At 67.1% G+C, this 14,947-nt stretch carries 15 protein-coding genes; 8 read left to right on the forward strand and 7 right to left on the reverse strand.

Annotation, left to right across the window (positions count from 1 at the left end; genetic code table 11):
* Positions 1–63 precede the first annotated feature (63 nt).
* On the forward strand, positions 64–1,560 hold the full coding sequence (locus tag ACYU98_RS09040; protein ID WP_460467878.1) for a leucyl aminopeptidase: 1,497 nt from the start codon (positions 64–66) through the stop codon (positions 1,558–1,560).
* A gap of 67 nt (positions 1,561–1,627) precedes the next feature.
* On the opposite strand, the gene ACYU98_RS09045 is transcribed toward ACYU98_RS09040, so the two are convergent.
* Complete coding sequence (locus tag ACYU98_RS09045) at positions 1,628–1,813, reverse strand: DUF5302 domain-containing protein (protein WP_460467879.1); 186 nt, start codon at positions 1,811–1,813, stop codon at positions 1,628–1,630.
* Positions 1,814–2,008: 195 nt separating this feature from the next.
* Here ACYU98_RS09045 and lpdA point away from each other — a divergent pair, with 195 nt between their 5' ends.
* Positions 2,009–3,385 carry a dihydrolipoyl dehydrogenase gene (lpdA, locus tag ACYU98_RS09050; RefSeq protein ID WP_460467880.1) on the forward strand — a complete coding sequence of 459 codons (1,377 nt, stop codon included), beginning with the start codon at positions 2,009–2,011 and terminating at the stop codon, positions 3,383–3,385.
* Positions 3,386–3,429: 44 nt separating this feature from the next.
* Positions 3,430–5,268, forward strand: a complete 1,839-nt coding sequence (gene sucB, locus ACYU98_RS09055) for a 2-oxoglutarate dehydrogenase, E2 component, dihydrolipoamide succinyltransferase (protein WP_460467881.1) — start codon at positions 3,430–3,432, stop codon at positions 5,266–5,268.
* A gap of 58 nt (positions 5,269–5,326) precedes the next feature.
* On the opposite strand, the gene ACYU98_RS09060 is transcribed toward sucB, so the two are convergent.
* Positions 5,327–6,799, reverse strand: a complete 1,473-nt coding sequence (locus tag ACYU98_RS09060) for a serine/threonine-protein kinase (protein WP_460467882.1) — start codon at positions 6,797–6,799, stop codon at positions 5,327–5,329.
* A gap of 76 nt (positions 6,800–6,875) precedes the next feature.
* Between ACYU98_RS09060 and ACYU98_RS09065 the strand changes: the two genes are divergently transcribed.
* Complete coding sequence (locus tag ACYU98_RS09065; RefSeq protein ID WP_460467883.1) at positions 6,876–8,072, forward strand: citrate synthase; 1,197 nt, start codon at positions 6,876–6,878, stop codon at positions 8,070–8,072.
* Here ACYU98_RS09065 and ACYU98_RS09070 read toward each other — a convergent pair.
* Positions 8,017–9,168 (reverse strand): citrate/2-methylcitrate synthase, encoded by a 1,152-nt coding sequence (locus tag ACYU98_RS09070; protein WP_460467884.1) that lies wholly within the window; start codon positions 9,166–9,168, stop codon positions 8,017–8,019. The genes ACYU98_RS09065 and ACYU98_RS09070 overlap by 56 nt on opposite strands.
* Positions 9,169–9,282: 114 nt before the next feature.
* On the opposite strand from ACYU98_RS09070, the gene lipB reads away from it, so the two are divergent.
* Entirely contained in the window at positions 9,283–9,915 is a 633-nt protein-coding gene (gene lipB / locus ACYU98_RS09075; protein ID WP_460467885.1) for a lipoyl(octanoyl) transferase LipB, read from the forward strand.
* Between the two features lie 7 nt (positions 9,916–9,922).
* On the opposite strand, the gene ACYU98_RS09080 is transcribed toward lipB, so the two are convergent.
* Positions 9,923–10,297: a hypothetical protein gene (locus ACYU98_RS09080; protein WP_460467886.1), complete on the reverse strand. Its 375-nt coding sequence runs from the start codon at positions 10,295–10,297 to the stop codon at positions 9,923–9,925.
* 111 nt (positions 10,298–10,408) lie between these two features.
* On the opposite strand from ACYU98_RS09080, the gene lipA reads away from it, so the two are divergent.
* Both lipA and ACYU98_RS09090 read left to right on the forward strand, forming a co-directional pair.
* Positions 10,409–11,434 carry a lipoyl synthase gene (lipA, locus tag ACYU98_RS09085; RefSeq protein WP_460467887.1) on the forward strand — a complete coding sequence of 342 codons (1,026 nt, stop codon included), beginning with the start codon at positions 10,409–10,411 and terminating at the stop codon, positions 11,432–11,434.
* Positions 11,435–11,439: 5 nt separating this feature from the next.
* Positions 11,440–12,207 (forward strand): DUF4191 domain-containing protein, encoded by a 768-nt coding sequence (locus tag ACYU98_RS09090; RefSeq protein ID WP_460467888.1) that lies wholly within the window; start codon positions 11,440–11,442, stop codon positions 12,205–12,207.
* Positions 12,208–12,217: 10 nt separating this feature from the next.
* Here the strand turns inward: ACYU98_RS09090 and ACYU98_RS09095 are convergent, their stop codons facing one another.
* Positions 12,218–12,688, reverse strand: a complete 471-nt coding sequence (locus tag ACYU98_RS09095) for an RDD family protein (protein ID WP_460467889.1) — start codon at positions 12,686–12,688, stop codon at positions 12,218–12,220.
* Positions 12,689–12,864: 176 nt separating this feature from the next.
* On the opposite strand from ACYU98_RS09095, the gene glnA reads away from it, so the two are divergent.
* Entirely contained in the window at positions 12,865–14,289 is a 1,425-nt protein-coding gene (gene glnA, locus ACYU98_RS09100) for a type I glutamate--ammonia ligase (protein ID WP_460467890.1), read from the forward strand.
* Between the two features lie 83 nt (positions 14,290–14,372).
* On the opposite strand, the gene ACYU98_RS09105 is transcribed toward glnA, so the two are convergent.
* Together ACYU98_RS09105 and ACYU98_RS09110 are read right to left on the reverse strand one after the other, a co-directional pair.
* Positions 14,373–14,753 carry a hypothetical protein gene (locus ACYU98_RS09105; protein WP_460467891.1) on the reverse strand — a complete coding sequence of 127 codons (381 nt, stop codon included), beginning with the start codon at positions 14,751–14,753 and terminating at the stop codon, positions 14,373–14,375.
* A gap of 10 nt (positions 14,754–14,763) precedes the next feature.
* Complete coding sequence (locus ACYU98_RS09110; protein ID WP_460467892.1) at positions 14,764–14,928, reverse strand: hypothetical protein; 165 nt, start codon at positions 14,926–14,928, stop codon at positions 14,764–14,766.
* Positions 14,929–14,947: the final 19 nt, after the last annotated feature.

Below are 14,947 nucleotides of genomic sequence, written 5' to 3' on the forward strand. Positions count from 1 at the left end.
GAAGCCGAGGCGCGATAGGTTCGGGAGCATCAGATCACCATCCCCGGGAGAGGACACCCCCACGTGACCACCGTGACACTGACCGATCGGCAGGCGGACAAGATCTCCGCGCCGGTCCTCGTCGTGATGACCCACCAGCAAGACAAAAAGGCTGTGGTGACCGATGCGGCGCTTGACGCCGCCGTCACCACCGCGATTAACGAAGCGTTGGCCGCACTCGGCTCCGCTGGGTCCGCCGATGAGATTGTCAGGATCACCGGAATCGCTGGTGCGCCGTCGCTGGTGATTGCCAGTGGCTCCGGCCTTGACCACGCCGCCACCGACGCCGACACCGAAGCCGTGCGCCGCGCCGCTGGCGCCGCTGCGCGTGCCCTGGCCGACAAGCCGCACGCCGCTTATGGCTTTCCCTGCAGTACCGCCGGCCTGACCACTGCGACCGTCGAAGGCGCACTGTTCGGGTCGTACGAATACACCGCCTATCGCGCCACCGGTGCGAAGCCGGTGCCGCTGGCGAAGATCACGGTCTCCTCCCCCGTGTCCAAGGCGTCCGCCACCAAGGCGGGTGTCAAGCGCGCCCAGGTCGTCGCCGACTCCCAGGCGTGGGCCCGCGACCTGGTGAACCAACCGCCGCTGGACCTCTTCCCTGCCTCGTTCGCCGCCGAGGCCAAGCGCCGTTTCACCGGCACCGATGTCAAGGTTGCGATTCAGGACGAGAAGCAGCTGGCGAAGGCCAACTGCGGCGGCCTGGTCGGCGTAGGCCGCGGCTCGTCGCGTCCGCCCCGTTTGGTGACCCTCACCTACAAGCCGGCACGGGCCAAGGCCCACATCGCGCTGGTGGGCAAGGGCATCACCTTCGACAGCGGCGGCCTCTGCATCAAGCCGGGCGCCGGGATGGTCACGATGAAGTGCGACATGGCTGGCGCCGCCTCGGTGGCCGCCGCAATTGACGCGATCGCGACCCTCGGCCTGCCCGTCGCGGTCACCGGCTACCTCTGCCTCGCCGAGAACCTCACCGGATCCGACGCGCAGCGCCCCGGCGATGTCGTCACCATGCCGAACGGCAAGAGTGTCGAGATCATCAACACAGATGCAGAGGGTCGTCTCGTGATGGCCGACGGCTTGTGCTTCGCCTCGGAACAGAACCCCGACCTCGTCATCGATGTGGCGACGCTGACCGGAGCGGCAGTCATGTCACTCGGCCCGCGCACCTCGGCGGTCCTGTCCAACGACGACAACACCCGCGCCGAGGTCCTTGCTGCCGCCGAGGCTGCGGGCGAAGCCATGTGGCCGATCCCGCTGCTGGATGAACTGCGCCCCTCGATGAACTCTCAGGTGGCCGACGTCAAGCACACCGGTGAGCGGATGGGCGGCATGATCACCGCCGCGCTGTTCCTGCGTGAGTTCGTCGGCGACGACGCCTCGGGCAAGCAGTTGCCCTGGGCCCACCTCGACATCGCCGGTCCGGCGTTCAACGAAGCCGGCGCCTACGGCTACACGCCCGCCGGCGGCACCGGCCACTCGATCCGCACCCTGATTGCGCTGGCAGAGGCCCGCGGCTGATTGCGCGTACGCAGCACAGCGCCCCGTCGATCTGATCGACGGGGCGCTGTTGCGTGAACGGGAAGGATCAGCCGCCGGACTTGCGACGGAACATCTGCTGGGCCGCGGAGGTCTCCGCGTTGTGTGCACCGGCAACCTTCGAGTGCCCCGAATGGTCGGAGACGTCCTTGCCACCATGGGCCTTCTTGCGGTCCAACGCCTCGCGGAACTTGGCCTTCACGTCGTCGCTCGGGGTGGGCTTGTCGTCTGACACGGCGCTCTCCTTAGGTGGGCGGATCGGGACTGCCACTCTCCCACGCCGACCTGGGACGATCCAACGAATTGACGTTACCGGCGAGTTCGCCGACCCGCCTTCGCCCGGTGCCGACCGGGTGCCAAGATGGTCGGGAACATCGGTCATCCGGTGTTCGACCGACCAATGAAGCCCGGATCCAGGAGGGACGCCCGCATGGCCCAGACCGACCCGATCTACGACCTGGTGATTCTCGGTGGCGGCAGCGGTGGCTATGCCTGCGCGTTGCGCGCGGCGGAGCTCGGACTGAGTGTGGCCCTCGTCGAAAAGGACAAGCTGGGCGGCACCTGCCTCCACCGCGGCTGCATCCCGACCAAGGCCCTCCTGCATGCCGCGGAGGTCGCTGACTCCGCTCGCGAGGGCGCGAAGTTCGGGGTCAACACCACCTTGGAATCGATCGACATGTCCGGGGTCCATCGCTACAAGGACGGCGTGATCTCGCGGCTTCACAAGGGCCTGCAGGGTCTGGTGAAGGCAGCCACCATCGACTATGTCGAAGGCGAGGGACAGCTCTCCTCGCCGACCACCGTCACCGTTGGTGACCGCACTCTCACCGGCCGCAATGTCGTGCTTGCCACCGGCTCGTTCGCGAAGTCGCTGCCCGGGATCGAACTTGGTCCGCGAGTCATGACCAGCGACCAGGCGCTGTCGCTGGACTTCGTGCCGAACAACGTCGTGGTGCTCGGCGGTGGTGTCATCGGCGTCGAGTTCGCGTCCGTCTTCGCCTCATTCGGGGCGAACGTCACGGTCGTGGAGGCGCTGCCTCGACTGGTCGCCGCCGAAGACGAGGCAATCTCCAAGCAGCTCGAGCGCAGTTTCAAGAAGCGCAAGATCGTCGCCCGCACCAACACCCGTTTCGCCGGCGCCACCGCGTCCGACACCGGCGTCACCGTCACTTTGGACGGCGGCGAGACCCTCGAGGCCGACCTGCTGCTGGTTGCTGTCGGTCGCGGCCCGGTGACCGACAACCTCGGCTATGCCGAGGCGGGAATCGCCCTTGACCGCGGATTCGTCACCACCGACGAGCGCTTGAACACCTCTGTTGCCGGGGTGCGCGCGGTCGGCGACATCGTGCCCGGCTTGCAACTGGCTCACCGCGGCTTCGCCCAGGGGATCTTCGTGGCCGAGGACATTGCCGGCCTCTCCCCCGCACCGATCGTCGAGTCGACGATCCCGCGCGTCACCTACTGCGATCCCGAGATCGCTTCGGTCGGCCTCACCGAAGCGCAGGCGCGCGAGACGTACGGCGAGGTCACGACCTACGACTACAACCTGGGCGGCAACGGCAAGAGCCAGATCCTGGGCACCCAAGGCTTCGTGAAGCTCGTACGGGCCGCCGACGGCGCGGTGGTCGGCGTCCACATGATCGGCGCCCGGATGGGAGAGCAGGTCGGCGAAGCACAACTGATCGTCGGGTGGGAAGCCATGCCCGAGGACGTCGCCGCCCTGATCCACGCACACCCGACACAGAACGAGGCTCTGGGCGAAGCACATCTCGCCCTGGCCGGAAAGCCCCTCCATGCACATGCATGAGACAAAACTGGACCTGAGCGACCCAACCCAAGGAGACTGCACCCATGTCTGAACGCGTGACGATGCCCGCACTCGGTGAATCCGTGACCGAAGGCACGGTCACCCGATGGTTGAAGTCGGTCGGTGACGAGATCGCCGTCGACGAACCGCTGCTGGAGGTCTCCACCGACAAGGTCGACACGGAGATCCCTTCGCCGGTTGCCGGCACGCTGCAGGAAATCCTGGTCGAGGAAGATGAGACCGTTCCGGTCGGTGCCGACCTCGCCGTGATCGGTGACGGTGCGGCCCCGGCTGCCTCGTCGGGCTCGGATGACAGCTCCGCCAGTGATGACACTGCTTCCACCGAGGGCGCCGCTCAGGCCGCAGAGCCCGCACCGGCTGCCGAGCCCGAAGCGGCCGAGCCGCAAGCTGCCGAGCCGGAGGCAAAGCCCGCTGAGCCTGCGCAGTCATCCGGCGAGGTCACCGGTGGCGAGAAGATCACGATGCCCGCGCTCGGCGAATCGGTCACCGAAGGCACCATCACCCGTTGGCTCAAGGCCGAGGGTGACGACGTCGCCGTCGACGAACCGCTGCTCGAGGTATCGACCGACAAGGTCGACACCGAGGTTCCGTCGCCGGTTGCCGGCAAGCTGACCAAGATCCTGGTCCAGGAAGACGAGACTGTGCCGGTCGGCGCCGACCTGGCGATCATCGGCGGAGAAGCTGGCGGTGGTTCGTCGGCGGCCGCTACAGCCCCGAAGCAGGAGGCTGCCGTCGAGGCCGCCGAGTCCAAGAGCGAGACCTCCGAGCCGGCTCCGGCTGCCGCTCCTGCCCCTGCCCCTGCCGCTCCTGCCCCTGCACCCGCTGCCCCTGCACCCGCTGCCCCTGCACCCGCCCCCTCGGCGCCTTCGGCACCCGCCCCCTCGACACCTTCGGCACCCGCCCCCTCGACCGCCTCCACGGCCGACGCCAACAACTACGTCACCCCGCTGGTCCGCAAGCTGGCTGCTGACCACGGTGTCGACCTGGCAACCGTCGAGGGAACCGGAGTCGGCGGTCGAGTGCGCAAGCAGGACGTGCTCGCGGCGGCCGAAGCCGCTAAGGCGCCAGCTGCTCCCGAGCCGGCTGCCGCCTCCGAGCAGGCTCCCGCTACCGCATCGACCGGTTCGAAGCCGGCCGCTGCTCCTGCCGTTTCGCCCAAGCGCGGCACCGTCGAGAAGATGACCCGGATGCGCCGGCTGATCGCGACTCGCATGGTCGAATCTCTCCAGACCTCGGCTCAGTTGACCACCGTGGTGGAGGTCGACGTCACCAAGATCGCCCGCCTGCGCGACCGTGCCAAGGCCGGATTCGCGCAGCGCGAGGGCGTGAAGCTCAGCTTCATGCCGTTCTTCGCGCTGGCGGCGGTCGAGGCGTTGAAGGCCTACCCGGTGCTGAACGCCAGCGTCGAGGGCGAGTCGATCAACTACCACGGCAGCGAAAACTTGGGCATCGCGGTCGACACCGAGAAGGGTCTGTTCGTGCCGGTCATCGCCGGTGCCGGAGACCTCAACATCGCCGGTCTCGCTCGCAAGATCGCCGACTTGGCTGACCGCACCCGCACCAACAAGATCACCCCGGACGAGCTCGGCGGCGGCACCTTCACGCTGACCAACACCGGCAGCCGTGGTGCGCTGTTCGACACCCCGATCATCAACCAACCGCAGGTCGGCATCCTCGGCACAGGCGCAGTCGTCAAGCGCGCCGTGGTCGTTTCCGACGGTGATGGTGGCGAGACGATCGCGATCCGCTCGATGGTTTACCTGGCCCTGTCCTACGACCACCGCATTGTCGATGGCGCTGACGCGGCCCGGTTCCTCACTCACATGAAGGTTCGCCTGGAAGAGGGCGCCTTCGAGGTCTGATTGATCGCGCGGACACCGGCCGGGGCGGCCCCTTTGACGGGGGCGGCCCCGGCCGTTCTCATCCCGCGACCCAACTGCTGATTCGCCAGCGCTCGCCGTCTCGGTCGAGTGTGAAGGTCACCGCCGCGCTCGTTGCCGGCACCTGTCGGGTCGTCGACGACGAGACGATCTGATAGCTGGGGCGATCGACCCGGGCAGTCACCACAATCCGATCGACCGAGCGCTGCGCGGGAGCGCTGCTGCGCACCACAAAGCGCACTCCGCGGTAGTCAATTCCCTGCTGCTGCGCCGTCTGCAGTGCTGTCGAATCCGATTGCGCCGCAGCCGATCCCGGAACCAGGGCGACGTCGAGCGCAGCCACGTCTTCGGCGTCCCACGCCGCTGCGCGGTCGGCCAAGATGGTGCGCAGCAGGGCCGACACCGGCAGATCCGTCGTTGGCGTGGACGGTGGTTTCGGGGCCGGTGTTGTCGTGACGGGTATCGAAGCAGCGGGCGGGGACGTTGCGGCCAACGCCGGCGCCCCGGCGTACGACGGTGTCGGCGAGGTCAACATCCACAGCAGCGCCGCCATGGTGGTGAGCGCTCCCCCGGCGACCAACGCCGGCAGCGATCGGCGGGCCGCGATCTCCCCGTGGCCGATCAGCCGGTCTCGCCACGTCGGCGGGGGTTCCAGCAGTTTCCGTTGCTCTTCGTCGGCCGCCAGTTGTTCGCGGATCACCCGACGGGTCAGCATCGGGCTGTCCATCTGAGTCTCGGAGGTGACCAACCCCGCGACCGGGGCCGGCTCGGCGCTGGCGCAGTCCCACAGCCGCACCGCGAAGTCACCGGCCGTCGGACGTTGGCCGGGGTCGAAGGCCATCGCGTCGTCGATCAGATCGAGCAACCGCGCGGGCGCATGGGCAGCCACTTCGGCGAGGTCGGGCCGTTCGTGGGCTGCCGGCGGAGCGCACCCCGCGAGGGCCGCCCAGGCGATCGCCCCCAGGGCGTGGACATCGGCCGCCGGCCCCGCTGGCTCACCGGCCAGCACCTCGGGAGCGGCCCAGCGCTCAGTAACCCAGAGGTCGCTGTCGTGGCCAGCCACCCGGCTGACTCCCAGATCGGCGATCAGCGGCTTGCCGGCAGCGGTCATCAGGATGTTGGCCGGCGACAGATCGCAGTGCACCAGGCCGAGAGCATGCAGGTCGTGCAGGGTCCGAGCGATCGGGCTCAGCACCGTCACGATCTCCCCCGGTGTCAGCCGGTCACGGGCGGCGAGGCACGCCGCCAGCGAGCCGCCTTCCGCCAGGTCAGTAATCAATGCGGATCGGCCCGAACAGGCGTCCTGCACCACGTCGTGCAGGCGGAGGACGTGGTCGTGGTCGAGCCGCTCCAGCAGTCGTTGTTCGGCCGCCTCGATGCCGGTGTCGACCAGCTTCGCCGCCAGCCGTTGACCGTCACTGCGGCGCACCAGCCAGACCTCGGACGACCCACCCACGCCGATCCTGCGGAGGCTGTCATAGCCGGGAAGTTCCGGCGCTGTCGTCTCGTCCATGGCTTCACGCTGCCACCGATCGCGGGACTGCCTCGAAAGTTATCCACAGCCTCACGGTCGGGGTAGCGTCCAGCCCATGCCGGAGGACCTGATCACGACCGCCCAGGCCGCCGCCCTGCTGGGGGTGCGGCTCGAGACGATCTACGCCTATGTCAGCCGGGGTCTGTTGCGGCGCGCAGGCGACACCTCCCGACACGACGGGTCTGCGTTCCATCGGTCGGATGTGGTGGCGCTGCGCGATGCCCGACGCCGCTCTCGCGACGGTGTCTTCGAGGTGAGTGTCGACACCTCGATCAGCCGCCTTGAACCGGTGGGTCAGTTGTCCTACCGGGGCGTTCCGTTGCAGAACCTGGTCACCACATCGTACGAACGTGTCGCCGAGTTGCTTTGGGAATCAACCGAACTCGACTGGGACAGCGATGAGATCGCCGAGCAATCCGGGCGACTCGCCCGCAGCCTGGATGCGCCGGCCGCGAGCGCGGCGGCCCGGATCCGGATTGCCGTTGCAGCCCTGTCTGCGCTCGATCCGGATGCGTCACCCACCGCGGCCGGCGTGCGCATCATCAATGCCAGTCTGGCTGCCCTCGGCGCCGTCGGCGAGGGATCGGTCGCCGACCGACTGGCCACGATCCTGGGCACCGACCAAGTCGCCTTCATCGACGCCGCCTTGATCTGCCTGGCTGATCACGAACTCGCCACGTCAACCATCGCCGCGCGGGTCAGCGCTGGAACCGGCGCCGGACCGTACGATGTCGTCTTGGCTGGCCTCGGTGCGCTGCCGGGTCCACGACACGGCACCGCCTCGGCCGCCGCGACGCACGACCTGCGGGTCGCCGCCCAGCGCGGCGTGGAGTCGATCGCCCGGGCTGAGACACCGCCTGCGGGCTTCGGTCACCTCGTCTACCGCGACACCGATCCGCGGGCCGTGCTGCTGCTCGATCTGCTGCGCCCAGTCGCTCCGACGGTCGTGGAGTTGGTGGACGAACTCACCGTCGCGGTGGTGCGTCGCCACTCGTTGTGGCCGAACGTCGATCTAGCGCTGGGCGCCCTGGCGATTGCCTTGGACCTTCCCGAGCGCAGCGGCGAAACGCTCTTCACCCTCGCTCGTACGGCCGGGTTCTTGGCTCACTCCCAGGAGGAGCGCCACCATCCGTTGCGCTTCCGACCACGGGCGTCGTACGTCGGGCCGGAGGTCGCGCAGATCAGCACAGATGAGGTCACGCAAGAGGCTGGGGCGCAGCCGGACCCACATACCGAGAACTTGGGCGAATGATCTTGCGCTGCTGCGCCTGCTCCAGGACGTGCGCCGTCCAGCCGATGGTGCGGCTGATCGTGAAGGTTGGCGTGAAGAGCTCCCGTGGCAGACCGCACTCCTGCATGACGACGCCTGCGTAGTACTCGACGTTCGCGCGCAGCGCCCGGCCCGGCTTGTGCTCGTCGAGCACCTTGACGACCTCGTCTTCAACCGCGATCGCCAACTGCGCGGTCGGGCCGCCGAGCTGGGCAGCGGTGCGCTTCAACAATTCCGAGCGTGGGTCCTGGGTTCGGTAGACCGCGTGGCCGAATCCCATCACCCGGTCCCCGGCTGCCAACTGTTCCCGGGTCCAGTCGGCGGCGCGATCAACGGACCCGATCGCGTCCAGGGCATCCAGCGCCCGGCTCGGCGCACCACCATGCAGCGGACCCGACAGCGCGCCGATCGCGGCCACGACGCACGCGCCGAGGTCCGCGCCGGTCGAGGCGACGACGCGAGCGGTGAACGTCGAGGCGTTGAAGCCGTGGTCGACGGTGAGGCAGAGGTATCGACTCAGCGCTTCGATGTGTTGAGGCGCTGGCTCACGGCCGGTGACGGCGGCGAGATAGCTGCCGACGTAGCCAAGTTCGGGCCGCGGTTCGCGGGGGTTCCCTCCACGCGAGACCGCGTGGGCGGCAGCGGCTAGCCATGGCATGAACCCGGCGAGCCGGAGCGCGGCGGTCGACCGTTGCGCCTCGCTGGTGTCCCAGAGCGGGCGCTCCCCCATCAGTGCTGCATATGCCGACACACCCGTACGCAGCGCCGCCATCGGATACCCGCCCGCCACGCGCAATACCTCGGTTACCGCCGCCCGGATCTCCGGGGCGACGGCCAACGCAAGCGCCACCTCGTCGCTCCACCCAGAATCCCGTTCGGGCAACGATCCGCGTTGGATCAGATGCCAGACATCCTCGAAGCTGCGATGTTCGGCCAGCTCCGTGGCGTCGTACTGGCGGTAGTGAAAGAAGCCCTCATCGCCTCGTACGTCGCCGATCGCGGTGTCCGCGACAACGACGCCGGCGAGACCGGCAGGCACTCGAAGCGGGGCGGACGCGGGTTCTGTTGGAGTCGTCATGCAACCAGCGTCCGCCGGCTGCGACCGATCGCCTATGTGGACGGTGTCAACCCCCTACTGGCCGGTCGGTGTTCGCCCGCGAGCGCCAGTGACAGCGGGCGTACGCTCGCAGCCATGCGCATCGAACACGTCGGATTCGACCCTGACTTCGTCGACTACCAGCAGGCCTGGGATCTCCAGCGCCAGGTGCACGCGAAGGTCGTCGCGGGTGAGCAGGAAGACACCGTTCTCTTGCTCGAACACGCTCGCGTCTACACCGCCGGAAAGCGCACCGAGCCCCACGAACGCCCGTTCGACGGCACCCCGGTCATCGATGTCGACCGTGGCGGGAAGATCACCTGGCATGGCCCCGGCCAGATCGTCGGCTATCCGATTGTGCATCTACCCGCGCCGCTGGACGTCGTGGCCTACGTGCGCCGCCTCGAGCAGATGATGATCGACGTGTGCAGCGACCTCGGTCTCGAAAACGCCGGGCGGGTCGAGGGCCGCAGTGGGGTCTGGTTCGCGGCCGCTGACGGCAAACCCGAGCGCAAAATTGGTCAGATCGGCATTCGGGTCAGTCATGACGTGGCGATGCACGGCTTCGCGCTCAACTGCGACTGCGACCTGTCGTGGGCGCAGACGATCGTGCCCTGTGGCATCCCAGATGCGGGCGTGACGACGCTGTCCCAGGAACTGGGGCGCGATGTGCCCGTCATCGAAGTTCTCCCGTACGTCGAAAAGCACCTCAGCGACGTGCTCGCCTGAACGCGCCTCAGTAGAGACCGACGTAGGCCCCGAACACCATCGACGCGACGACCATGAGCACCGCTGCACCGATGCCGATGCCCAGCAGCCAGCTGGTGCTGCGCCGCAGCGCCACCAGACCGATCAGAGATGCCAACCAGATGACTGCCAGAGCAATCAGCAGGCCGGGGAATCCGACCGACCAGCGGCCGTCGTCACACACCGTGCGTAGGTCCGCGCTGCTGCAACTGTCGGTTGCCATCACCGAGAACCCCGCGAAGATGAAGATCACCCCCGCAGCCGCAATGTCGAGCACGATCATCCCCGCCAACAGACAACCGTTGAGGGTGCTGGACGAGGAGTTGTATGCCGGCTGCGGCGGGCCGTACGGCGGGTGTCCCATGACCGGGACGCTACTGCCTGACACAAATTCACCGCGGCGTACGCTGGCACGAATCGTGTCGCGGACCGCCACGGCTCGCGAATACCGACCATCCGAAGGAGCTCGTCGACGATGACCATCGCACCCGAGGGACGTCGCCTGCTGCGCGTCGAGGCGCGCAACGCCGAGACCCCGATCGAGCGCAAGCCGAGTTGGATCCGGACCACCGCCAAAATGGGGCCGGCCTACACCGAGTTGCACTCGATGGTGAAGAACGAGGGCCTGCACACCGTGTGTCAGGAGGCGGGTTGTCCGAACATTTTCGAGTGTTGGGAAGACCGCGAGGCGACCTTCCTGATCGGCGGCGACGTCTGCACCAGGCGTTGCGATTTCTGTGACATCGCGACCGGACGTCCTACCGAGCTCGACATGGATGAACCGCGCCGCGTCGCCGAATCCATTCAGCAGATGAACCTGCGCTACGCCACGGTCACCGGCGTCGCTCGAGACGACCAACCCGACGGCGCTGCGGGTCTCTACGCGGAGACCATCCGGCAGATCCACGCGCTCAACCCGAACACCGGCGTGGAGATCCTGCCTCCTGACTTCGGCGCCAAGCCGGAGCAGGTTGGGCTCGTCTTCGACGCCCGCCCGGAGGTCTTCGCGCACAACCTCGAGACGGTGCCGCGGATCTTCAAGAGCATCCGCCCGGCGTTCACCTACGAGAAGTCGCTCAAGGTCCTGACCATGGCCAAGGAGCAGGAACTGATCACCAAGTCCAACCTGATCCTGGGGATGGGCGAGGAAGACCACGAGATCGACCAGGCGCTGCTCGACCTGCACGAAGCCGGCTGCGACATCCTGACGATCACTCAATACCTGCGCCCCTCCCCGTTGCACCACCCGATCGACCGGTGGGTGAAGCCGGAGGAGTTCGTGCACTGGAGCGACCGCGCTCGCGAGCTGGGATTCCTCGGCGTCATGGCCGGTCCGTTGGTGCGGTCGTCCTACCGCGCGGGGCGGCTTTACACGCAGGCGATGGCTGCGCTCGGCCGCGAATTGCCGGCTCACTTGGGTCACCTGGCCCAGGCCGCCGGCGAACCCGCGCGTCAGGAAGCAGCGTCGCTCGTAGCCAAGGCCGCCAGCCAAGTATCCTGAGCAGCATGTCCTCCAGTTCTGACAACGCCGAGAAGAAATCGCGGTTCTCGCGCAAGCCCAAGGATCCCTCGAAGGGTCCCGGTCGGTTCGGCCAGGTCGGCACCCTCTACAAGGGCGCCGTGGCGCAGAACCCGCGAATCCCGCTGTGGATGGCCCTGGCGTTCGTTGGCGGCTTCGCCCTGGTGATGCTGCTGAACTTCGTGTGGTTCCACCCCTACTACTTCGGCTTCATCGGCATCCTCGTCGGCATTCTGCTAGCGATGATCATCTTCGGCAGAATGGCCGAACGGGCCGCGTACGGCGCCCTGGACGGGCAGCCCGGAGCGGCCGGTGCCGCGCTGAACGCATTGCGTCGCGGCTGGTTCGTCGAGGAGCAGCCGGTGGCTGCGGAGGCGGGCCGCGCCCGCAACGTACGAGACATGGCTCAGGCCGCGATGGTGTTCCGCGCCGTAGGCAAGCCCGGGATCGTGCTGGTCGGGGAGGGCCCGAAGGGCAATAGCTCCAAGCTGCTGGAGGCCGAGCGCAAGCGCGTTGTCCGTGTTGTCGGGCCCGAGGTGCCGGTGACGCTCTACCGCATCGGTCAGGGCGACGGCGCGATCGCGGTCAGCGACCTCACCAAGACGATGAACAAGCTGGACAAGAAGCTGACCGACACCGAGGTCTCGGCTGTCACCAAGCGGTTGCGCGCCCTCGGCGCCAGCCGTCCGCCGATCCCCGCCGGCGTCGACCCGCGCAACGCGCGTCCGGACCGCAAGGGACAGCGCGGCCGGTAGTCCGACCGCGTCAGCGCGTACGCAGGATGATCGTGCGGGCAATCCGGTCGTGGAACCCGCGTTGGTCCTTGTCCCAGATCACTGCCGGCAACACCAGCGCGAGCAGCAGGGTGCGGATCGCGATCAGGCCGAACCCGGCGCGTTCGCCGTCCTCACGCAACACCTGAAGCCCGAGCAACCGGTGACCGACGGTCATCCCGAGCGTGCCCACCAACAGCAGGTTTTCGATCACGAAGATCAGCAACGGCTTGAATGATCCGGCGCCGGACTCGCCCCAGCGGTAACTGAGCAGGCCAGCCGCGATCAGCGAGCAGAGCGCCCAGTCGATGATCAGCGCGATGGCGCGCGGGCCCGTACGCGCGACGGAACCGGGTCCTTGTTCGGGCAGACCGAGGTCTGAGCCGGGGTATTCGCCCTCCTGCCGCTCCCGAACAGACTCCGGTCCCTCGAGCCAACTGCCCACATCGCGACGATTCACCACCCGGCAAGCGTAGGTCAGGCATGCTGGTGACGCGAAAGAGCAGCCGGCCGACGACCTGCCCGAGGCGTAACACGCGCGTAACAATCGGGTCATGGTCGGGAAATCGATGCCCGATAGCCTCAGCGACAAGCTGGGCGGCCGGATGCTGCCAGGTGACATCCAACGATGGAGGTTCCATGTTCAACAACGCCGATGAAGTCCTGAAGTTCATCCAGGACGAAGGCGTCGAGTTCGTCGATGTTCGTTTCTGCGACCTGCCGGGCGTCATGCAGCACTTCAACGTGCCTGCCAAGACGTTCGATGCGGAAGCGTTCGAGAACGGCGCGATGTTCGACGGGTCGTCGATCCGCGGGTTCCAGGCGATCCACGAGTCCGACATGAAGCTGGTGCCGGACCCGCAGTCGGCTTATGTCGACCCGTTCCGCAAGCACAAGACCCTGATCATGAACTTCTCCATCGTTGACCCCTTCACCGGTGAGTCCTACAGCCGCGACCCGCGCAACATCGCGTCGAAGGCCGAGGCTTACCTGAAGTCGACCGGTATTGCCGACACGGCCTACTTCGGCGCCGAAGCCGAGTTCTACGTCTTCGACGACATCCGCTTCCAGACTTCCCCCCAGGCCAGCTTCTATTACATCGACTCGGTCGAGGCGGCGTGGAACTCCGGTCGTGAGGAAGAGGGCGGCAACCTGGGCTACAAGACCCGCTTCAAGGGTGGCTACTTCCCGGTTCCGCCGGTGGACCACTTCGCCGACCTGCGCGATGACATGGTCATGAACATGGAAGCTGTCGGCCTCATGGTCGAGCGCGCCCACCACGAGGTCGGCACCGCCGGCCAGCAGGAGATCAACTACACGTTCGCCACCTTGCTCAACGCAGGTGATGACCTGATGAAGTTCAAATACATCATCAAGAACACCGCGTTCGAGGCCGGCAAGTCCGCCACCTTCATGCCGAAGCCGCTGTTCGGCGACAACGGCTCGGGCATGCACACCCACCAGTCCCTCTGGAAGGACGGCGAGCCGCTGTTCTACGACGAGAAGGGCTACGGCGGTCTGTCCGACATGGCCCGCTGGTACGTCGGTGGTCTGCTCAAGCACGCCCCGTCGCTGCTGGCGTTCACCAACCCGACGGTGAACTCCTACCACCGCTTGGTGCCGGGCTATGAAGCCCCGGTCAACCTGGTCTACTCGGCGCGCAACCGTTCGGCCTGCGTACGCATCCCGATCGCCGGCACCTCCCCCAAGGCCAAGCGCATCGAGTTCCGCATCCCCGACCCGAGCTCGAACCCCTACCTGTGCTTCGCGGCGCAGCTGATGGCCGGTCTCGACGGGATCAAGAACCGGATCGAGCCGCCGGCTCCGATCGACAAGGACCTCTACGAGCTGCCCCCCGAGGAGCACGCCAACATCGAGCAGGTTCCCGGCTCGCTGACCGCCGTGCTCGACGCGCTCGAGGCCGACCACGATTACCTCACCGAGGGCGACGTGTTCACCGAGGACCTCATCCAGACGTGGATCGACTACAAGCGCGTGCACGAAGTCGACCCGATCCGCTTCCGTCCGCACCCGCACGAGTTCGAGATGTACTACGACCTGTAAGGGCGCCCGCCCAGAGCTCGGATAACAGATCTCGCCCCCTCGACGAAGAGTCGACGGGGCGAGATCTGTTATCGGGTCGCGAATTAGCCGTTGCTTGCCTGGCTCTGGTCGGTGGTCTCAGTGATGGGCGCACCGGAGGAGCTTGCCGAGCCCTTTTCAATGGAGGAGAACTTCGATTCCAACGTCGACAGGGACGCGATGTCGCCGCCGGTGATGGCGCTCTTCACCTTGCCCAGGTCCGCGGCCGCGTTCGAGATCGGGGCGTAAAGCGTCCTGCATAAAGTCGGGTTCGCCTGAACGTTCTTCTTGGCGTTACTCAGCAGCTTCAGATCAAGGGCCGCGGCGCCGGTCCCCTTGACGATAGCCTTCAGTCGGCCGTTGGCACCCTTAGTAAAAGTGCCTGCCTGGTACGGCTTCCACAAGTACCGGTGGAACGTGCCGGCCGCGAGTCCGATATCGGTCACGAACCGGGTCTTAGCGAACGATCGCGTGTTGCTCGTCGGGCAGTTGGCGGCAGCGTTCGACGCGGACGATCCGGGCGATGATGCGCCGGAGGAAGACGCAGACGCGCTTGTTGATGTCGACATCGACGACGCCGCCAACGACGACGACGCAGCTGACGAACTCGACGGGCCGCACCCGGTGAGCAAAGTGACAC

It is taken from the genome of Calidifontibacter terrae, assembly GCF_054778835.1.

Bases quoted from the DNA above. Each gene is read 5' to 3' on its own strand.
- lpdA (WP_460467880.1), top strand. From the start codon at position 2,009: ATGGCCCAGACCGACCCGATCTACGACCTGGTGATTCTCGGTGGCGGC.
- sucB (WP_460467881.1), top strand. From the start codon at position 3,430: ATGTCTGAACGCGTGACGATGCCCGCACTCGGTGAATCCGTGACCGAA.
- ACYU98_RS09060 (WP_460467882.1), bottom strand. From the start codon at position 6,799: ATGGACGAGACGACAGCGCCGGAACTTCCCGGCTATGACAGCCTCCGC.
- ACYU98_RS09065 (WP_460467883.1), top strand. From the start codon at position 6,876: ATGCCGGAGGACCTGATCACGACCGCCCAGGCCGCCGCCCTGCTGGGG.
- ACYU98_RS09070 (WP_460467884.1), bottom strand. From the start codon at position 9,168: ATGACGACTCCAACAGAACCCGCGTCCGCCCCGCTTCGAGTGCCTGCC.
- lipB (WP_460467885.1), top strand. From the start codon at position 9,283: ATGCGCATCGAACACGTCGGATTCGACCCTGACTTCGTCGACTACCAG.
- ACYU98_RS09080 (WP_460467886.1), bottom strand. From the start codon at position 10,297: ATGGGACACCCGCCGTACGGCCCGCCGCAGCCGGCATACAACTCCTCG.
- lipA (WP_460467887.1), top strand. From the start codon at position 10,409: ATGACCATCGCACCCGAGGGACGTCGCCTGCTGCGCGTCGAGGCGCGC.
- ACYU98_RS09090 (WP_460467888.1), top strand. From the start codon at position 11,440: ATGTCCTCCAGTTCTGACAACGCCGAGAAGAAATCGCGGTTCTCGCGC.
- glnA (WP_460467890.1), top strand. From the start codon at position 12,865: ATGTTCAACAACGCCGATGAAGTCCTGAAGTTCATCCAGGACGAAGGC.